Source organism: Cupriavidus pauculus (assembly GCF_008801835.1).
In the GTDB taxonomy this organism is placed as follows: Bacteria; Pseudomonadota; Gammaproteobacteria; order Burkholderiales; family Burkholderiaceae; genus Cupriavidus; species Cupriavidus pauculus.
In genome coordinates this window covers 112,371-126,308 of sequence record NZ_VZOW01000002.1, presented here as the reverse complement: position 1 = coordinate 126,308, position 13,938 = coordinate 112,371, and the positions used below count along the sequence as shown (strand labels likewise).

At 65.9% G+C, this 13,938-nt stretch carries 11 protein-coding genes; 5 read left to right on the top strand and 6 right to left on the bottom strand.

What is annotated here, in order from left to right:
* Positions 1 to 170 precede the first annotated feature (170 nt).
* The 5 genes from guaD to xdhA all read right to left on the bottom strand — a co-directional run bounded on the left by guaD (position 171) and on the right by xdhA (position 7,602).
* Positions 171 to 1,505, bottom strand: coding sequence for a guanine deaminase (guaD, locus tag F7R19_RS03210; RefSeq protein WP_150979351.1), 1,335 nt, complete (start codon positions 1,503 to 1,505; stop codon positions 171 to 173).
* Between the two features lie 83 nt (positions 1,506 to 1,588).
* Positions 1,589 to 2,653, bottom strand: coding sequence for an adenosine deaminase (locus tag F7R19_RS03205; protein ID WP_061958466.1), 1,065 nt, complete (start codon positions 2,651 to 2,653; stop codon positions 1,589 to 1,591).
* A gap of 43 nt (positions 2,654 to 2,696) precedes the next feature.
* On the bottom strand, positions 2,697 to 3,701 hold the full coding sequence (gene xdhC, locus F7R19_RS03200; protein ID WP_150979350.1) for a xanthine dehydrogenase accessory protein XdhC: 1,005 nt from the start codon (positions 3,699 to 3,701) through the stop codon (positions 2,697 to 2,699).
* A 17-nt stretch (positions 3,702 to 3,718) separates the two neighbouring features.
* Positions 3,719 to 6,094, bottom strand: coding sequence for a xanthine dehydrogenase molybdopterin binding subunit (gene xdhB / locus F7R19_RS03195; RefSeq protein ID WP_150979349.1), 2,376 nt, complete (start codon positions 6,092 to 6,094; stop codon positions 3,719 to 3,721).
* Between the two features lie 11 nt (positions 6,095 to 6,105).
* The gene (gene xdhA, locus F7R19_RS03190; RefSeq protein ID WP_150979348.1) at positions 6,106 to 7,602 is read right to left on the bottom strand and encodes a xanthine dehydrogenase small subunit; all 1,497 of its coding nucleotides are present in this window, start codon (positions 7,600 to 7,602) and stop codon (positions 6,106 to 6,108) included.
* Between the two features lie 287 nt (positions 7,603 to 7,889).
* On the opposite strand from xdhA, the gene F7R19_RS03185 reads away from it, so the two are divergent.
* The 5 genes from F7R19_RS03185 (at position 7,890) to F7R19_RS03165 (ending at position 13,203) form a co-directional block, all read left to right on the top strand.
* Positions 7,890 to 8,837, top strand: coding sequence for a LysR substrate-binding domain-containing protein (locus F7R19_RS03185; protein ID WP_150979347.1), 948 nt, complete (start codon positions 7,890 to 7,892; stop codon positions 8,835 to 8,837).
* A gap of 128 nt (positions 8,838 to 8,965) precedes the next feature.
* Complete coding sequence (locus F7R19_RS03180; protein ID WP_061958462.1) at positions 8,966 to 9,565, top strand: DUF4126 domain-containing protein; 600 nt, start codon at positions 8,966 to 8,968, stop codon at positions 9,563 to 9,565.
* Positions 9,566 to 9,603: 38 nt separating this feature from the next.
* Complete coding sequence (locus F7R19_RS03175; RefSeq protein WP_150979346.1) at positions 9,604 to 12,177, top strand: ABC transporter permease; 2,574 nt, start codon at positions 9,604 to 9,606, stop codon at positions 12,175 to 12,177.
* A gap of 11 nt (positions 12,178 to 12,188) precedes the next feature.
* Positions 12,189 to 12,614, top strand: coding sequence for a group II truncated hemoglobin (locus tag F7R19_RS03170; protein WP_061958460.1), 426 nt, complete (start codon positions 12,189 to 12,191; stop codon positions 12,612 to 12,614).
* Positions 12,601 to 13,203: a DUF924 family protein gene (locus F7R19_RS03165; RefSeq protein ID WP_150979345.1), complete on the top strand. Its 603-nt coding sequence runs from the start codon at positions 12,601 to 12,603 to the stop codon at positions 13,201 to 13,203. Before F7R19_RS03170 ends, F7R19_RS03165 begins: the two co-directional genes overlap by 14 nt.
* Here the strand turns inward: F7R19_RS03165 and F7R19_RS03160 are convergent, their stop codons facing one another.
* Entirely contained in the window at positions 13,204 to 13,938 is a 735-nt protein-coding gene (locus tag F7R19_RS03160) for a DUF1120 domain-containing protein (protein WP_150979344.1), read from the bottom strand. It lies immediately after the preceding gene.

The window sequence follows — 13,938 nt, the reverse complement described above, 5'->3', positions numbered from 1 at the left end:
GGTCCAGCGAGTTCGTAATTCCGTCCGCGCCCATTTGAGAGGGCGCACGAATGCCAAAGGCTAGAGCGGTTTGATGACGATTGTGTTGATTTTGGTCAACGCCACGCGCTGACGAAGGCTAATCCGCGACCGCGTCATGCGCGCCGAAGTCAGCACATTTCCACGGGCTATCAGGCGCTTGCCACTGCCTGCGCGGCCTCGCCCATGACGTACACGGAGTCGATGACGCGGTCATCGCCAAGCAGTGCAAAAGCGAACAGCTGTTCCTCGAGCGTTTCAGAGCGCGCGCTGCGCCGCGCGATCAACGGCGTTGCCTGCGGATCGAGCACGATGAAATCGGCCTCGCGACCCACTTCGAAGCTGCCGATGCGGTCCTGCCAGCCAAGCGCCTCGGCGGCCGCGCGCGTCGCCAGGTAAAACATGCGCAGCGCGGTCAGGTGATAGCCGCCCATGCGTGCCACCTTGTGCGCCGCGTTCATGGTGCGGAACATCGAGAACGAGGTGCCGCCGCCGACGTCGGTGGCCAGCGTCACGTTCAGCCGATTCGCATCGGACTGGTGGAAATCGTAAAAACCGCTGCCGAGGAACAGGTTCGACGTGGGGCAGTGCGCCACCGCCGCGCCGCTATCGGCCAGACGCCGGCGGTCGCCATCGTCCAGATAGATCGCGTGCCCATAGAACGCGCCTGGACGCAGCAGCCCGTAGCGATCATAGACATCGAGATAGCTGCGCGCATCGGGGAACAGTTCGGCCACCCATTTCACTTCGTCGCGATTTTCGGCCACGTGCGTCTGCACGAAGACGTCCGTGTGCGCGCGCGCCAATTCGCCGCAGGCGGCCAGTTGCGCTTCGGTCGAAGTCGGTGCAAAACGCGGGGTGATGGCATAGGCGAGGCGATCCTTGCCGTGCCATTTCGAGATCAGGTCGGCCGAATCGCGGGCGCCGGACTCCGGCGTATCGCGCAGGAAGTCCGGGCAGTTGCGGTCCATCAGCACCTTGCCGGTAATCATCCGCATGTTGCGCGCCTGGCTGGCCGCAAAGAGCGCATCGGCAGAGGCCGCGTGCACGGTGCTCCAGACCATGGCGGTCGTGGTGCCGTTGCGCAGCAGTTCATCGGTAAAGAAATCGGCAACGCCACGCGCGTAGTGTGCGTCGCTGAAACGGCGTTCTTCTGGGAACGTGTAGGTGTCCAGCCAGTGCAACAGGCCCGGCGAAGGCGACGCAATGATATCGGTCTGCGGATAGTGGATGTGCGTGTCGATAAAGCCGGGCACGATCAGCTTGCCGCGATGATCGACCACCTCGGCGCCGACGGGGATGTCACGCGACAGGTCTTCATACGGGCCGACCGCGGCGATACGGCCAGCCGTGACGATCATGAGCCCGTCTTCCCAATACTGATAGGCGTCCTCGTGAAACTGCGGATCGCGCAGGAAGTGGAGGATGCGGCCACGGATGGCACGGGTCACGGCACCTTTCGTGCCAGTTGCGGGGGAAGTCGTCATCGTCTTGTCTCGGGACGGCCGGCGCCTCGACCGCGCCGATGTGGCAGCGGCCGTGGCAACCGGCGTTCTTGGTTTGTACCCGGTCAGGTCGTGGCGGTCACGTTGGCCGTCGCGGGCGGTGATGAGGGCGTGGCCGACCAGAAATGGTCGACTTCGGCCAGGAATTCGGCCTTCTGCACATCGGGCAAAAAGGCCGCCTCGAAACTGTTGCGGGCCAGTTTGTGCGCGTCGGCCGCATCGAGCGGCAGCGCTTCGAACGATGCCTCCCAGTTGGCGTTCATATAGCCGCCGAAATACGCGGGATCGTCCGAATGGAGCGTCACCGCGACGCCGGCGTCGAGCAGCCGCTTCATCGGGTGATCGCGCAGGTCCGGATGCACCATCAGCTTCTGGTTGGAAAGCGGGCACACGGTCAGTGCGATCCGCTCGCGCGCCAGGCGCTGCACCAGCGCCTCGTCGTCGATCGCACGCACGCCATGGTCGATGCGTTCGACCTGCAGGATATCGAGCGCATCGGCGATGTATTGCGGCGGTCCTTCCTCACCGGCATGCGCGACGAGATGCAATCCCAGTTCGCGGGCCCGGGCAAACACGCGCGCGAATTTCTCGGGCGGGTTACCGCGCTCGGACGAATCGAGACCGACGCCGACGAAGCGGTCGCGATACGGCAACGCCGCTTCCAGCGTGGCGAAGGCATCTTCTTCGGACAAATGACGCAGGAAGCAGAGAATCATGCTGCTGCTGAAATCGTATTCTGTGCGCGCCTGGGCCAGCGCATCGGCAATGCCGTCGATCACCGTGCCGATCGGCACGCCGCGCGCGGTGTGGGTTTGCGGATCGAAGAAGATCTCGGCGTGGCGGACGTTATCGGCGGCGGCGCGCTTGACGTAGTCCATCGTCATGTCGAAGAAATCTTCTTCGGTCAGCAGCACGCTGGCGCCAGCGTAATAGATGTCCAGGAACGACTGCAGGTCGGTGAAGGCATAGGCGGCGCGCAGCGCCTCGACGTCGGGGTAGGCCAGCTTGACGTTGTTGCGCTGGGCCAGCCGGAAGATGCGCTCGGGTTCGAGCGTGCCTTCGATATGCACGTGCAATTCGGCCTTGGGAGTACGGCGGATCTTGTCCGCCAGCGCGGCATCGATGGTCATGGGGCCTCTTTTCTATGGCGACAGCCGGATCACGGCTGTTCTGTTACGGATGCACCGTCTCCAGCCGGCCTGCGTTCAGCGCGGCAATGCGCTGTTCGCGAACCTGAAGCAACTGGGCGACGATGGCTACCGCAATCATAGCCGGAGCCTTGTCCGTGATGCCCGAGACACCCATCGGGCAGGTCATTTCGGGCAACCGTGCCGGGTCGATGCCGTGCTCGACCATCCGGTGCTCGAATTTGGCGCGCTTGGTTTTCGAGCCGATCAGACCGAAGTATGCAAAATCGGTGCGCCGCAAGATGCGCTCGCACAGCTGCTGATCAAGCGCGTGGCTGTGCGTCATGACAATAAAGTAAGCGCCCGCTGGCGCCTGATCGACCACCGCCTCGGGCGTGTCGGTCGCCTCGGCCTCCACGTTGTCGGGCAGGTTGCCCGGGAACAGCGTGTCGCGCTCGTCGACCCAGTGCACGCGGCATGGCAGCGTCGCCAGCACCTTGACCAGCGCGTGGCCGACGTGCCCGGCGCCGAACAGCACGACGTGCATCCGGTCGGGTACGAGCGTATCGATCCATGTGTCGTCGGCCTGCAGCGCCACCGCGGGCAGCAGCGCGGCGCTGGGTCCGAACGTGACGCTTGCGCTGCGCGGCACCGCGCGCTGCAGGGGCCGGCCGGCCGCAAACGCGGCAATTACTGCATCCAGCCAAGCCAGGTCGTCCTCGCTGAGCACTTCGAACGCCAGCTTCACCACGCCGCCGCAGCACTGGCCCAGCGTCGGGCCCAGGGCAATGCGCTCGATACGCCGCCGGGGGTTGCCCCGCACGTCGCGATTGGCCAGCATCGCCCGTGCGATGTCCATGCCGCGCCATTCGAGGTGGCCGCCGCCGATCGTGCCGACCAGGTCGCTTGCGGTGACCAGCATGCGGATGCCCGGCTCGCGCGGCGCGGAGCCCTTGACCTCGACGATGGTGACCATCGCAATGGGCACGCCGGCACGTATCCAGCGCGTGGCATCCTCGAAACGGAACGGCTTGAGCGGGGCGTCCTGCATGGTGGTTCTCTCTGGCGTCAAACGATGGCGGCTTCGGCCGCCGCGCTGTCAGCCCGCGCGTCCTGCACGGCCTGCACCGCATCGAGGATGGCCTCGCATGTGGCCGGCGCGCGCAGTGGCGGGTTGATCTCGTAGTCGGCCACGGCGGCGATTGCATCGCGGATGGCAAAGAACACCGAGAACGGCAGCAGCAGCGGCGGCTCGCCGACGGCCTTCGAGCGATGGATGCTGTCCTCGACGTTGCGATTCTGGAAAAGCCGCACGTTGAATGCTTCCGGGCAGTCGTTGATGGTCGGGATCTTGTAAGTCGACGGCGCGTGCGTCATCAGCTTGCCTTGCTGGTTCCACCACAGTTCCTCGGTGGTCAGCCAGCCCATGCCCTGGATGAACGCGCCTTCCACCTGGCCGATATCGATGGCTGGATTGAGCGACTTGCCCGCATCGTGCAGCGCATCGGCGCGCAGCAGTTTCCATTCGCCAGTCAGCGTATCGACGATCACTTCCGAGCAGGCCGCGCCGTAAGCGAAGTAATAGAACGGACGTCCCTGCAGCGCCTTCTGGTCCCAGTGCAGCTTGGGCGTGGTGTAGAAACCGTCGGACCACAATTGCACGCGGGCCACGTAGGCCTCGCGCGCCAGGTCGCCGAACGACAGGCGCAACTCGCCCGCCACGACGAGGTCATCGCCAAATCGCACCGCGTCTGGTTCCACGCCGGCCTTGCGCGCGGCAAAGGCGGCCAGGCGTTCGCGGATCTGGCGCGCTGCGTCCTGCGCGGCCTTGCCGTTCAAATCGGCGCCGGTCGAGGCCGCCGTGGCCGAGGTATTGGCCACCTTGCTGGTGTCGGTGGCGGTCACGCGCACGCGCTCCATGCGGATGCCGAGCTCGTGCGCCACCACCATCGCCACCTTGGTGTTAAGGCCCTGGCCCATTTCGGTGCCGCCGTGGTTCACCAGTACCGAGCCGTCGTTGTAGACGTGCACCAGCGCGCCTGCCTGGTTGTAATGCGCGACGTTGAACGAGATGCCGAACTTGACCGGCGTGATGGCGATGCCCTTCTTGAGGATCGGGCTTGTCTCGTTGAATGCGCGCGTGGCGTCGCGGCGCGCCTTGTACTCGGACGATGCCGCCAGTTCGTCGATCAACTCGTGGATCACGTTGTCTTCCACGGTTTGGCCGTACGGCGTGACGTTGCGCTCGTTCTTGCCATAGAAGTTGGCGCGGCGCACTTCGAGCGAATCCTTGCCGACGTTGCGCGCCACGTTGTCGAGTATGTACTCGATCGCGAACGCGCCCTGCGGACCGCCAAAGCCGCGGAAGGCCGTATTGCTTTGCGTATTTGTCTTGCCGCAGTAGCCGTCGATCTGCACATTCGGCAGCCAGTACGCGTTGTCGAAGTGGCAGATCGCGCGCGTCATCACCGGGCCGGACAGGTCAGCCGAAAAGCCGGCGCGCGACACCATCTCCACGCGCACGCCTTCGATGTGGCCTGCGTCGTCGTGACCCACGTCGAAATCGAACACGAAGTCGTGGCGCTTGCCGGTGATCATCATGTCGTCGTCGCGGTCCGGCCGCAGCTTCACTGGGCACAGCAGCTTCCAGGCGGCCAGCGACGCGCAGCACGCAAACATTGCCGACTGCGATTCCTTGCCGCCAAAGCCGCCGCCCATGCGCCGGCATTCCACCAGCACCTGATGCGCCTGCCAGCCCAGCATATGGGCCACGGCGTGCTGCATTTCGGTGGGATGCTGGGTCGAGCACCAGACGTGCATGCCGTCGTTCTCGCGCGGCGCCGCGTAGGCGATCTGGCCTTCGAGGTAGAACTGTTCCTGTCCGCCAAGCTGGATCTTGCCGCTGTGACGATGCGCGGCGGCGTGCAAATGGCGCTCGGGTTCGCCGCGCGTCAGGTGCATCGGCGGCAGCACGTAGCTGCCGGCTGCGTGCGCGGCCTCGGGCGTCAGCACGGGCGGCAGGTCTTCGTATTCGATATCGGCCAGACGCGCGGCGCGGCGCGCGGCGTCGTGCGAAGAAGCCACCACGATGAAGATCGGCTGGCCGATGAACTGGACCGTGTCGCGGGCCAGGATCGGGTCGTCGTGGATGATCGGACCGCAGTCGTTGACGCCGGGAATGTCGGCGGCGGTCAGCACGGACACCACGCCGGGCGCCTTGCGCACGCGCGCCAGGTCGATCGATTTCAGGCGCGCATGGGCCCGGGCGCTCATGCCGAGCGCCGCGTGCAGCGTGCCGGCCAGTTCGGGGATATCGTCCGTATAGGTGGCGGTGCCGGCCACATGCAGGTGCGCGGATTCGTGCGGACGCGAGATGCCGACCTGCGGCGATGCTTCCGCCGCCACGCTGGCGTCGAGCAGGAAGGGTTCGGTTTGCTTGTTCATGCGGGCTCTCCTCAGGCGCTCACGGTTTCACCGGCGCCGATGGCGCGGACGTTGACCATGGCGGCCGGCAGCGCGTTGTCGCGGGTTTCCAACCAGAAGCGATACAGCAGGTTGGCGGCGCCGCGCGCGCGATAACTCGACGTGGCGCGCATGTCGCTCAGCGGCGTGTAGTCCTGGCCCAGCGCGGCCATGCCGGCGCGCGCGGTGGCTTCGTTCCACGGTTGTCCGGTCAGCGCGGCCTCGGCCAGCGCGGCGCGCTTCGGCGTGGCCGCCATGCCGCCGAACGCGATGCGCGCCGACGTCACGATGCCGTCTTCGACGGTGATGCCGAACGCAGCGCACACGGCGGAAATGTCCTCGTCGAAGCGTTTCGACAGCTTGTAGGTGCGGAAGAATCGCGGCCCTTGCACGGGCACACGCAGCGCGGCGACGAATTCGCCCGGCGCCATCGCGGTCTTCTGGTAGGCCAAGTAGAGATCTTCCAGCGGCATCGTGCGGCGCGTGTCCGCGTGTCGCAGCACCACCTCGGCGCCCAGCGCGATCAGGGCCGGCATCGAGTCGCCGATCGGCGAACCGTTGGCCACGTTGCCGCCCAGCGTGCCGGCATTGCGGATCGGCAGCGAGGCAAAGCGCTTCCACAGCTCGGTCAGTTCCGGATGCGAGGCGGCCAGCGCCGCGTAGGCGTTTTCGAGTGTGACAGCGGCGCCGATCTCGATGAAGCCGTCGCGCGTGGCGATCGTGTTGAGTGCCTCGACCTGGCCGACATACAGCAGGTTGCCGAGCTCGCGGAACTGCTTGGTGACCCACAGGCCGATGTCGGTGCTGCCGGCCAGGATGCGGATTTCCGGCTCGGCAGCCTTGATGGCGGCGAATTCGGCGGTCGTGCGCGGGGCGTAGAAATGCTGGCCGCGCACGTTGTAGTGGAACGTTTCGCCGCGCTTGAGGTTGCGCAGCGTGTCGGCAATTTCCTTCGGGTTCATGCGGCTGGCGGTGGGCGCGGGCAGGGCCATCATGCGCTGCCCCGCGTCGACGATGGGGCGATAGCCGGTGCAGCGGCACAGGTTGCCGGTCAGCGCATCGCAGATCTGCTCGCGCGCCGGCGGCTCGCCGCCGGGCGTGTGCTGCTGGTACAGCGCCCACAGCGACATCACGAAGCCCGGCGTGCAGAAGCCGCATTGCGAGCCATGGCATTCGACCATCGCTTCCTGCACCGGATGCAGGGTGCCGTCGGCCTGCCGCAGGTCCTCCACGGTGATCAGGGCCTTTCCATCGAGCGTGGGCAGGAACTGGATGCAGGCGTTGACGGCCTTGAATTCGAGCTTGCCGTCGGCCTGCAAGTCGCCAATCACGACGGTGCAGGCGCCGCAATCGCCCTCGGCGCAGCCTTCCTTGGTGCCGGTGCAGCGTACGTCTTCGCGCAGGTATTGCAGTACGGTGCGGGTGACAGGGGCGTCGGACACTTCCTGAACCTGGCCGCGATGGTAAAAGCGGATGGTTTGCGTCTCCATGATCTTCTCTCTTTCGGGGATGCGCCAAACATAGCATTGGCCTTTTCATGCAATATTCGGCCCATGTGATATGCCCCATCAAGGCGCGCCGCGGGTCTTGCCGGGCGGCGGCCACCCCATGCCAGGGGCGGTCTGGCGGCGATCTACGGGTCTTCCCTTACGCCGCCTGCAGATGGGCGGCCGCGGCGCCGAATTTGACCGAATTGCGCGTGCCTGTCTTACACTATGCGCCGTTCCCTTCCCCCACGCCACCTACGCCGCCGACCAGGCGCGGGGCAATTCCTGCCATGCACGGACGCGATCATCTCGATACTTATTTGCTGCGCGTGCTTCACACCCTGCTGACCGAGCAGAGCGTGACGCGCACCGCTGTCCGCCTGGGGCAGTCGCAGCCGGCTATCAGCAATACGCTGAAACGGCTGCGCGAAATTACCGGCGACGCCATTCTGGTGCGCGGCAAAAGCGGCATGGTGCCGACCGAGCGCGGGCGCGAACTGCTGCTGCTGGCCGAACAAAGTCTGGCGGCGATGGACCGCATCGCGCGCCCGCCGCAACAGTTCGACCCGGCCACCACCACACGGACGTTCCATGTCGGCGCGCCCGATTACCTCGACGCGTTCTTCCTGCCCAACATCGTCGAGCGCGTGCGGCGTCTGGCGCCTGGCGCCAAGCTGTTCGTCCATCCGATGACGCAGTCCACCGATTTTCTCGATGCGCTCGAACAGGGGCATCTCGACATCGTGGTCGGCAACTGGCTGTCGCCGCCCGAGCATCTGCACATCTCGCCGCTGTTCGACGACGAGGTCGTATGCATGCTGGGCGCCCAGCATCCGCTGGCGCGCCATGGGCTCACGCTGCGGCACTACCTGGAGATGCCGCACCTGGCGCCGGCCCCGTATGCGTCGATGCAGCGCAGCATGATCGACCAGGCGCTGGCCGAGCAGGGCTACAAGCGCAACATCCAGGTCACGCTGCCGTACTTCGGGCTGGTGCCCTATGTCCTGATGAAGACCGACATGGTCTTCACCACGGGCCGCCAGTTTGCCGCCCACTATGCGCAATACCTGCCGATCCGCATGGTGCCGTCGCCCGTGGCGTTTCCGCGCATGCGTTTTTACCAGTTATGGCATGAGCGCTGCCATGCGGCGCCCGATGTCACGTGGCTGCGCCGCATGATCGCCGAGGTGGCTTCCGATCTGCCGCAGTTGCCGCGTCTCGAATCGGCGACCGGGTAGGGCGGCCGCGCGAGGCGGCGCGCAATCTGCAAGCCACACCCCGGCGCGGGCACGGCGTCCGGCGCGCCGACTCGCCAGCTGGCGTTACACTCCTCGAACGTTCGAAGTGAAAACCATGCGAGGGTGTCATGCTGGAAACCGCCGCGCTGGCCGCCGGCATGTCCTGGGCCAGCGGTCTGCGCTTGTATCTGGCCGTGCTGACCGCCGGCGTGCTGGCGCGACTGGGCTGGCTGGACTTGCCGGCGGGCCTGCATGTGCTGTCGTCGTGGTGGGTGATTGGCGTGGCCGGGGCGTTGGCGGCGGCCGAATTCGTGGCCGACAAGGTGCCCGGATTCGACACGGCCTGGGACAGCATCCAGACCTTCATCCGGATTCCCGCCGGCGCGATCCTGGCTGCCGCGGCTTTCGGGCATATGGACGCCCAGTGGACCGTGGCCGCCGGGCTGATCGGTGGCACGCTGGCCGGAACGGCGCACGCCGCCAAGGCGGGCACACGCGCGCTGATCAATGTATCGCCTGAACCATTTTCGAACTGGGCGGCCTCATTCACCGAGGACGTCGGCACGATGGGCGGGCTGTTGCTGGCATTTTTCCTGCCCGTGGTGTTCTTCGTCATGCTCGCCCTGTTCCTGGCGATTGCCATCTGGCTGGTGCCCAAGCTCTGGCGCGGCGTCCGGCGCCTGCATGCCAGCCTGCGTGGCAAGGCCCAGCCGCCCAGCCGTCCATGAATCCGTCAGCCTGACGCCCGACCGCTACCTCTGCTCCGATGTCGACTGCCTCCTCTCCCGTGGTACGTAACGTGAAATTTTCCGCATTCAGACAGGCGCTGCGCATGGCGCGGCGCGACTGGCTGGCGGGAGAACTGACGCTGTTGCTGTTTGCACTCGTGCTGGCGGTGGCGGCGCTGACAAGCGTCGGCTTCCTGGCCGATCGCATGCGCCTGGGCCTCGAGCGCGACGCGCGCCAGATGATCGCCGCCGACGTGCTGCTGGTCGCCGATCAGCCGTTCGATCCGGCGTTCGCCGAGCGGGCCCGGCGCGATGGGCTGCAGGTGGCGCAGACCGTGACCTTTCCCAGCATGGCCACCGCGCGCGCGCCGGGCGCTGCCGCGCAGGCCGAAGCGCCGAGCCAGCTGGCCGCGCTGAAGGCGGTGACCGACGGCTATCCGCTGCGCGGGCGCACCAAGGTGGCCGAATCTCCCGGCGGGGCGGAATCCGAAGCACGGACGATTCCCGCGCCCGGCACAGTGTGGGTGGACGAAGCGCTGTTGATCGCATTGCATCTGCGCATCGGCGATGGACTGCAACTCGGCAGCAAGACGTTCCGCATCGACCGGATCGTGACGCAGGAGCTGGATCGCGGCGCCGGGTTCATGAATTTCGCGCCGCGCGTGATGTTGCCAATGTCGGACCTCGAGGCCACCCGGCTGATCGGCTGGGGCAGCCGGGTGACGTACCGGCTGCTGGTGGCCGGGCCCGACGCCGCCACCGCCAACTATCGCCAGTGGGCGGCCGACGAGATCGCGCGGCGCCACCTGCGCAATACACGCGTGGAATCGCTCGAATCGGGCCAGCCGCAGATGCGCGCCACGCTGGACCGTGCCGAGCGCTTCCTGTCGCTCGTGGCGGTGCTGTCGTCGATGATCGCGGCGGTGGCGATCGCGATGTCGGCGCGCCGCTACATGCAGCGCCATACCGATGCGTGCGCGGTGTACAAGTGCCTCGGCCTGTCGCGCGGGCAGATTCTGGCGGCGTTCGCCATTGAATTCCTGATGCTCGGGCTGGGCGGCGCGGTGGTTGGCGTGGCGCTCGGTTATGCGGCGCACTATGGCTTGCTGATGTCGCTGGGCGGGCTGCTGCAGGTCTCGCTCCCGCATCCGTCGATCGTGCCGGCGCTGATCGGCGTGGCGGCGGGCATGCTGCTGCTCGGCGGCTTCGCCTTGCCGCCGTTGCTGGCGTTGACGCGCGTGGCGCCGCTGCGCGTGCTGCGGCGCGATATCGGCCTGCCGCCAATCTCGGCGTGGATCGCCTATGCGCTGGGCCTGGGCGCCTTCGTGGCCCTGTTGATGGCCGCCGCACGCGACCTCAAACTGGGCGTGACGACGGCCGGCGGATTTGTGGCCGCCGGCATCGTGTTTGCGCTGCTGGCGTTGGGCCTGCTGATGGCGTTGTCGCGCGGCATGCGCGGTCGGGCGCGCGGCAGCGTGGGCTGGCGTTTTGCGCTGGCCGTGCTGGAACGGCGGCGCGGCGTGACGGTGCTGCAGACCGTGGCGCTTGCGGTGGGGCTGATGGCGCTGCTGTTGCTTGGCATGACGCGCAACGATCTGATCGATTCGTGGCGCAACGCCACGCCGGCCGACGCGCCCAATCGCTTCATCATCAATATCCAGCCCGACCAGCGCGAGCCGCTGCGCGCGATGCTGGAAAAGAACGGTGTCGACGACCTGCTTTTTCCCATGGTGCGCGGGCGCCTGATCCAGATCGGCGAGCGGCCGGTGCGGGCCGACAGCTACCCGGACGGGCGGGCGCGCAATCTGGTCGAGCGCGAGTTCAATCTTTCCTACATGGACAAGCTGCCGGATGGCAACGAGGTGGTGGCTGGCCGCTGGGATGGCGCGGGCGCCGGACTGGCTGGCGCATCGGTGGAGGAGGGTATTGCCAAGACGCTGCATATCAGCCTCGGCGACACCTTGCGGTTTGATGTCGCCGGGCAGATCGTCGAAGCTCCGGTCACCTCGCTGCGCAAGCTCGAGTGGGGATCGATGCGCGTGAATTTCTTCGTCATCCTGCCGACATCGAAGATGCAGGGACTTCCGGAGACTTACATCACCTCGTTTCATCTGCCGCCCGCCAAGGCCGCCCTCGGTAATCAGCTGACCGCGGCATTTCCCAATATCACCGTCGTCAATACGGACCTGATCCTGCGGCAGATCCAGCAAATTCTCGACCAGGTGATTGCGGCGGTTGAATTCCTGTTCATCTTCACGTTGCTGGCTGGCGTCACGGTGCTCTACGCGGCGTTGTCGGGCGCGCGCGACGAGCGCAAGCGCGATGCCGGGCTGTTGAAGGCGTTAGGAGCGCCTGCTGCGCTGGTGCGGCAGACCCAGTACGCGGAGTTCCTGGTGGTGGGTGGGCTTGCCGGCTTCCTGGCAAGCCTGGGCGCCATCGCGATCGGCTGGGGGCTGTCGCAGTTCGTGTTCGATTTCCCATACCGCTTCAACCCGTGGATCGTGCCGGTGGGTGTGGTTTCTGGCATGCTGTGCGCTTTTGCGGGCGGCTGGCTGGGATTGCGCGAAGTGTTGCGACAACCGGCCCTGGCCACGCTGCGCGATGTGAATTGAGTGACAGTGCCATGAGCCATGAATCTGCGGATACCCCGCAAAACGACCAGCGGGAAGAGATCACCGCGTATGAATTGATCGGCGGCGAGAAGCGGGTGCGCGAACTGGTGGACCGCTTCTACGACCTGATGGATCTGGAAGCCGAGTTCGCCGGATTGCGCGCGCTGCACCCGCCGTCGCTCGACGGATCGCGCGACAAGCTGTTCTGGTTTCTATGCGGCTGGCTGGGCGGCCCGAATTACTTTATCGAGCGTTTCGGTCATCCGCGCCTGCGCGCGCGTCATCTGCCATTTGAGATCGGCACCAGCGAGCGCGACCAGTGGATGCGTTGCATGGCGCTGGCGATGCAGGACGTCGGGTTGTCCGAAGACCTGCAAATGCGGCTGATGCAGGCGTTGTTCCAAACCGCGGACTGGATGCGCAATGTCCAGCGCTAAGAGCACGCCCGAAGCCGCGCGCGCGGTGCTCGACTTCTGGTTTGGGACGCCCGAATCGCCCGCATGGAATGTGTCGCGCCGGGAATGGTTTGCCAATTCCGACGCATTCGACGAAAACATCCGCGCGCGGTTTCTTTCGCTCTGGCAGGCCGCCTGCGATGGCGCGGCCGATGAGTGGTCCGTGACGGCGGAAGGCGCCTGCGCGCGCATCGTGCTGCTCGATCAGTTCCCGCGCAACATGTTTCGCAGCGACGCGCGCAGCTTTGCTACCGATGGGTTGGCCCTGGAGCTGGCGCAGCGCATGATTTTGCAAGGGCTCGATCATCAGCTGCCGACGCCATGGCATCGCGTGTTCTGCTATCTGCCATTCGAACATGCCGAATCGCTCGAGGCGCAGGAGATTTCCGTGCGCGAGACGCAAGCGCTGCGCGACGAGACCGGCGGCAAGGTGGATGTCGTCGAATGGGCCGTAAGGCACCGCGAGATCATTGCGCGCTTCGGCCGCTTTCCGCATCGCAACGCGGTACTGGGAAGACAGAGCAGCACCGAAGAGCTGCACTTCCTGAGCCAGCCGGGGTCGTCGTTCTGATCAGAGGTACTGGATGGTGAACGTCACCAGCCCGTCGATCGGAATCTGACCCGTTAGCGCGGGCAGGTCCTGTTTGCGATTGAGCGCCAGTTCCACCACGTAGGGCTGCGAGGTCACCGTAAAGCTGTCCGGCGTGCCGCCAACGGTTCTTGACCAGCCGTGGATCCGCGTCGGCGTGATCGAATTGGTTCTGCCATGCGACTCCACCCACGAGATGCCGTTGTCCTCCGAACTGATCACGTAGGCTGGCACCCCGTCCGCGGTGCCATCGGCGTTGTGATATACGAGATAGCCGCCGATATTGTGGCCGTCGACATTGCCTGCGCCGAACACCGAGGCGTCATCCTGATTCGCATACAGGAACTTGCCGATGCCGGCGGGAATGGTCCCCGGTCGCCCGTCCGAGGCGGAAATCGCTACCTTGGCCGCGGCATCGCAGGTGATATTCAGGGTGATGTCCCGCTTGCCGACCCGGGTGAAGCCGGTATCGCTGAGGCTGGCCGCCATGATGACGCCGAAGTCGACGATGCCGTTGTTCGAGATCGTCAGGTCGCAGGACGCGGGCAGCATATCGGCGCGCAAGCGAAAATCCGACGTGGTGGCGGCTGGCGCGCTTTGCATCGCTAAAACGGACGCGGTGACGAGCGCACCAAGGACAAGAGAAAACGGAAGACGCTTCAAGAGTGGCTCCAGCGTGGAAGGGAAGACGAGCATGCAAGTGTGCTTCACGAACAC

Bases quoted from the DNA above. Each gene is read 5' to 3' on its own strand.
- xdhA (WP_150979348.1), bottom strand. From the start codon at position 7,602: ATGGAGACGCAAACCATCCGCTTTTACCATCGCGGCCAGGTTCAGGAA.
- F7R19_RS03185 (WP_150979347.1), top strand. From the start codon at position 7,890: ATGCACGGACGCGATCATCTCGATACTTATTTGCTGCGCGTGCTTCAC.
- xdhC (WP_150979350.1), bottom strand. From the start codon at position 3,701: ATGCAGGACGCCCCGCTCAAGCCGTTCCGTTTCGAGGATGCCACGCGC.
- F7R19_RS03165 (WP_150979345.1), top strand. From the start codon at position 12,601: ATGTCCAGCGCTAAGAGCACGCCCGAAGCCGCGCGCGCGGTGCTCGAC.
- F7R19_RS03175 (WP_150979346.1), top strand. From the start codon at position 9,604: ATGTCGACTGCCTCCTCTCCCGTGGTACGTAACGTGAAATTTTCCGCA.
- F7R19_RS03180 (WP_061958462.1), top strand. From the start codon at position 8,966: ATGCTGGAAACCGCCGCGCTGGCCGCCGGCATGTCCTGGGCCAGCGGT.
- F7R19_RS03205 (WP_061958466.1), bottom strand. From the start codon at position 2,653: ATGACCATCGATGCCGCGCTGGCGGACAAGATCCGCCGTACTCCCAAG.
- guaD (WP_150979351.1), bottom strand. From the start codon at position 1,505: ATGACGACTTCCCCCGCAACTGGCACGAAAGGTGCCGTGACCCGTGCC.
- F7R19_RS03170 (WP_061958460.1), top strand. From the start codon at position 12,189: ATGAGCCATGAATCTGCGGATACCCCGCAAAACGACCAGCGGGAAGAG.
- xdhB (WP_150979349.1), bottom strand. From the start codon at position 6,094: ATGAACAAGCAAACCGAACCCTTCCTGCTCGACGCCAGCGTGGCGGCG.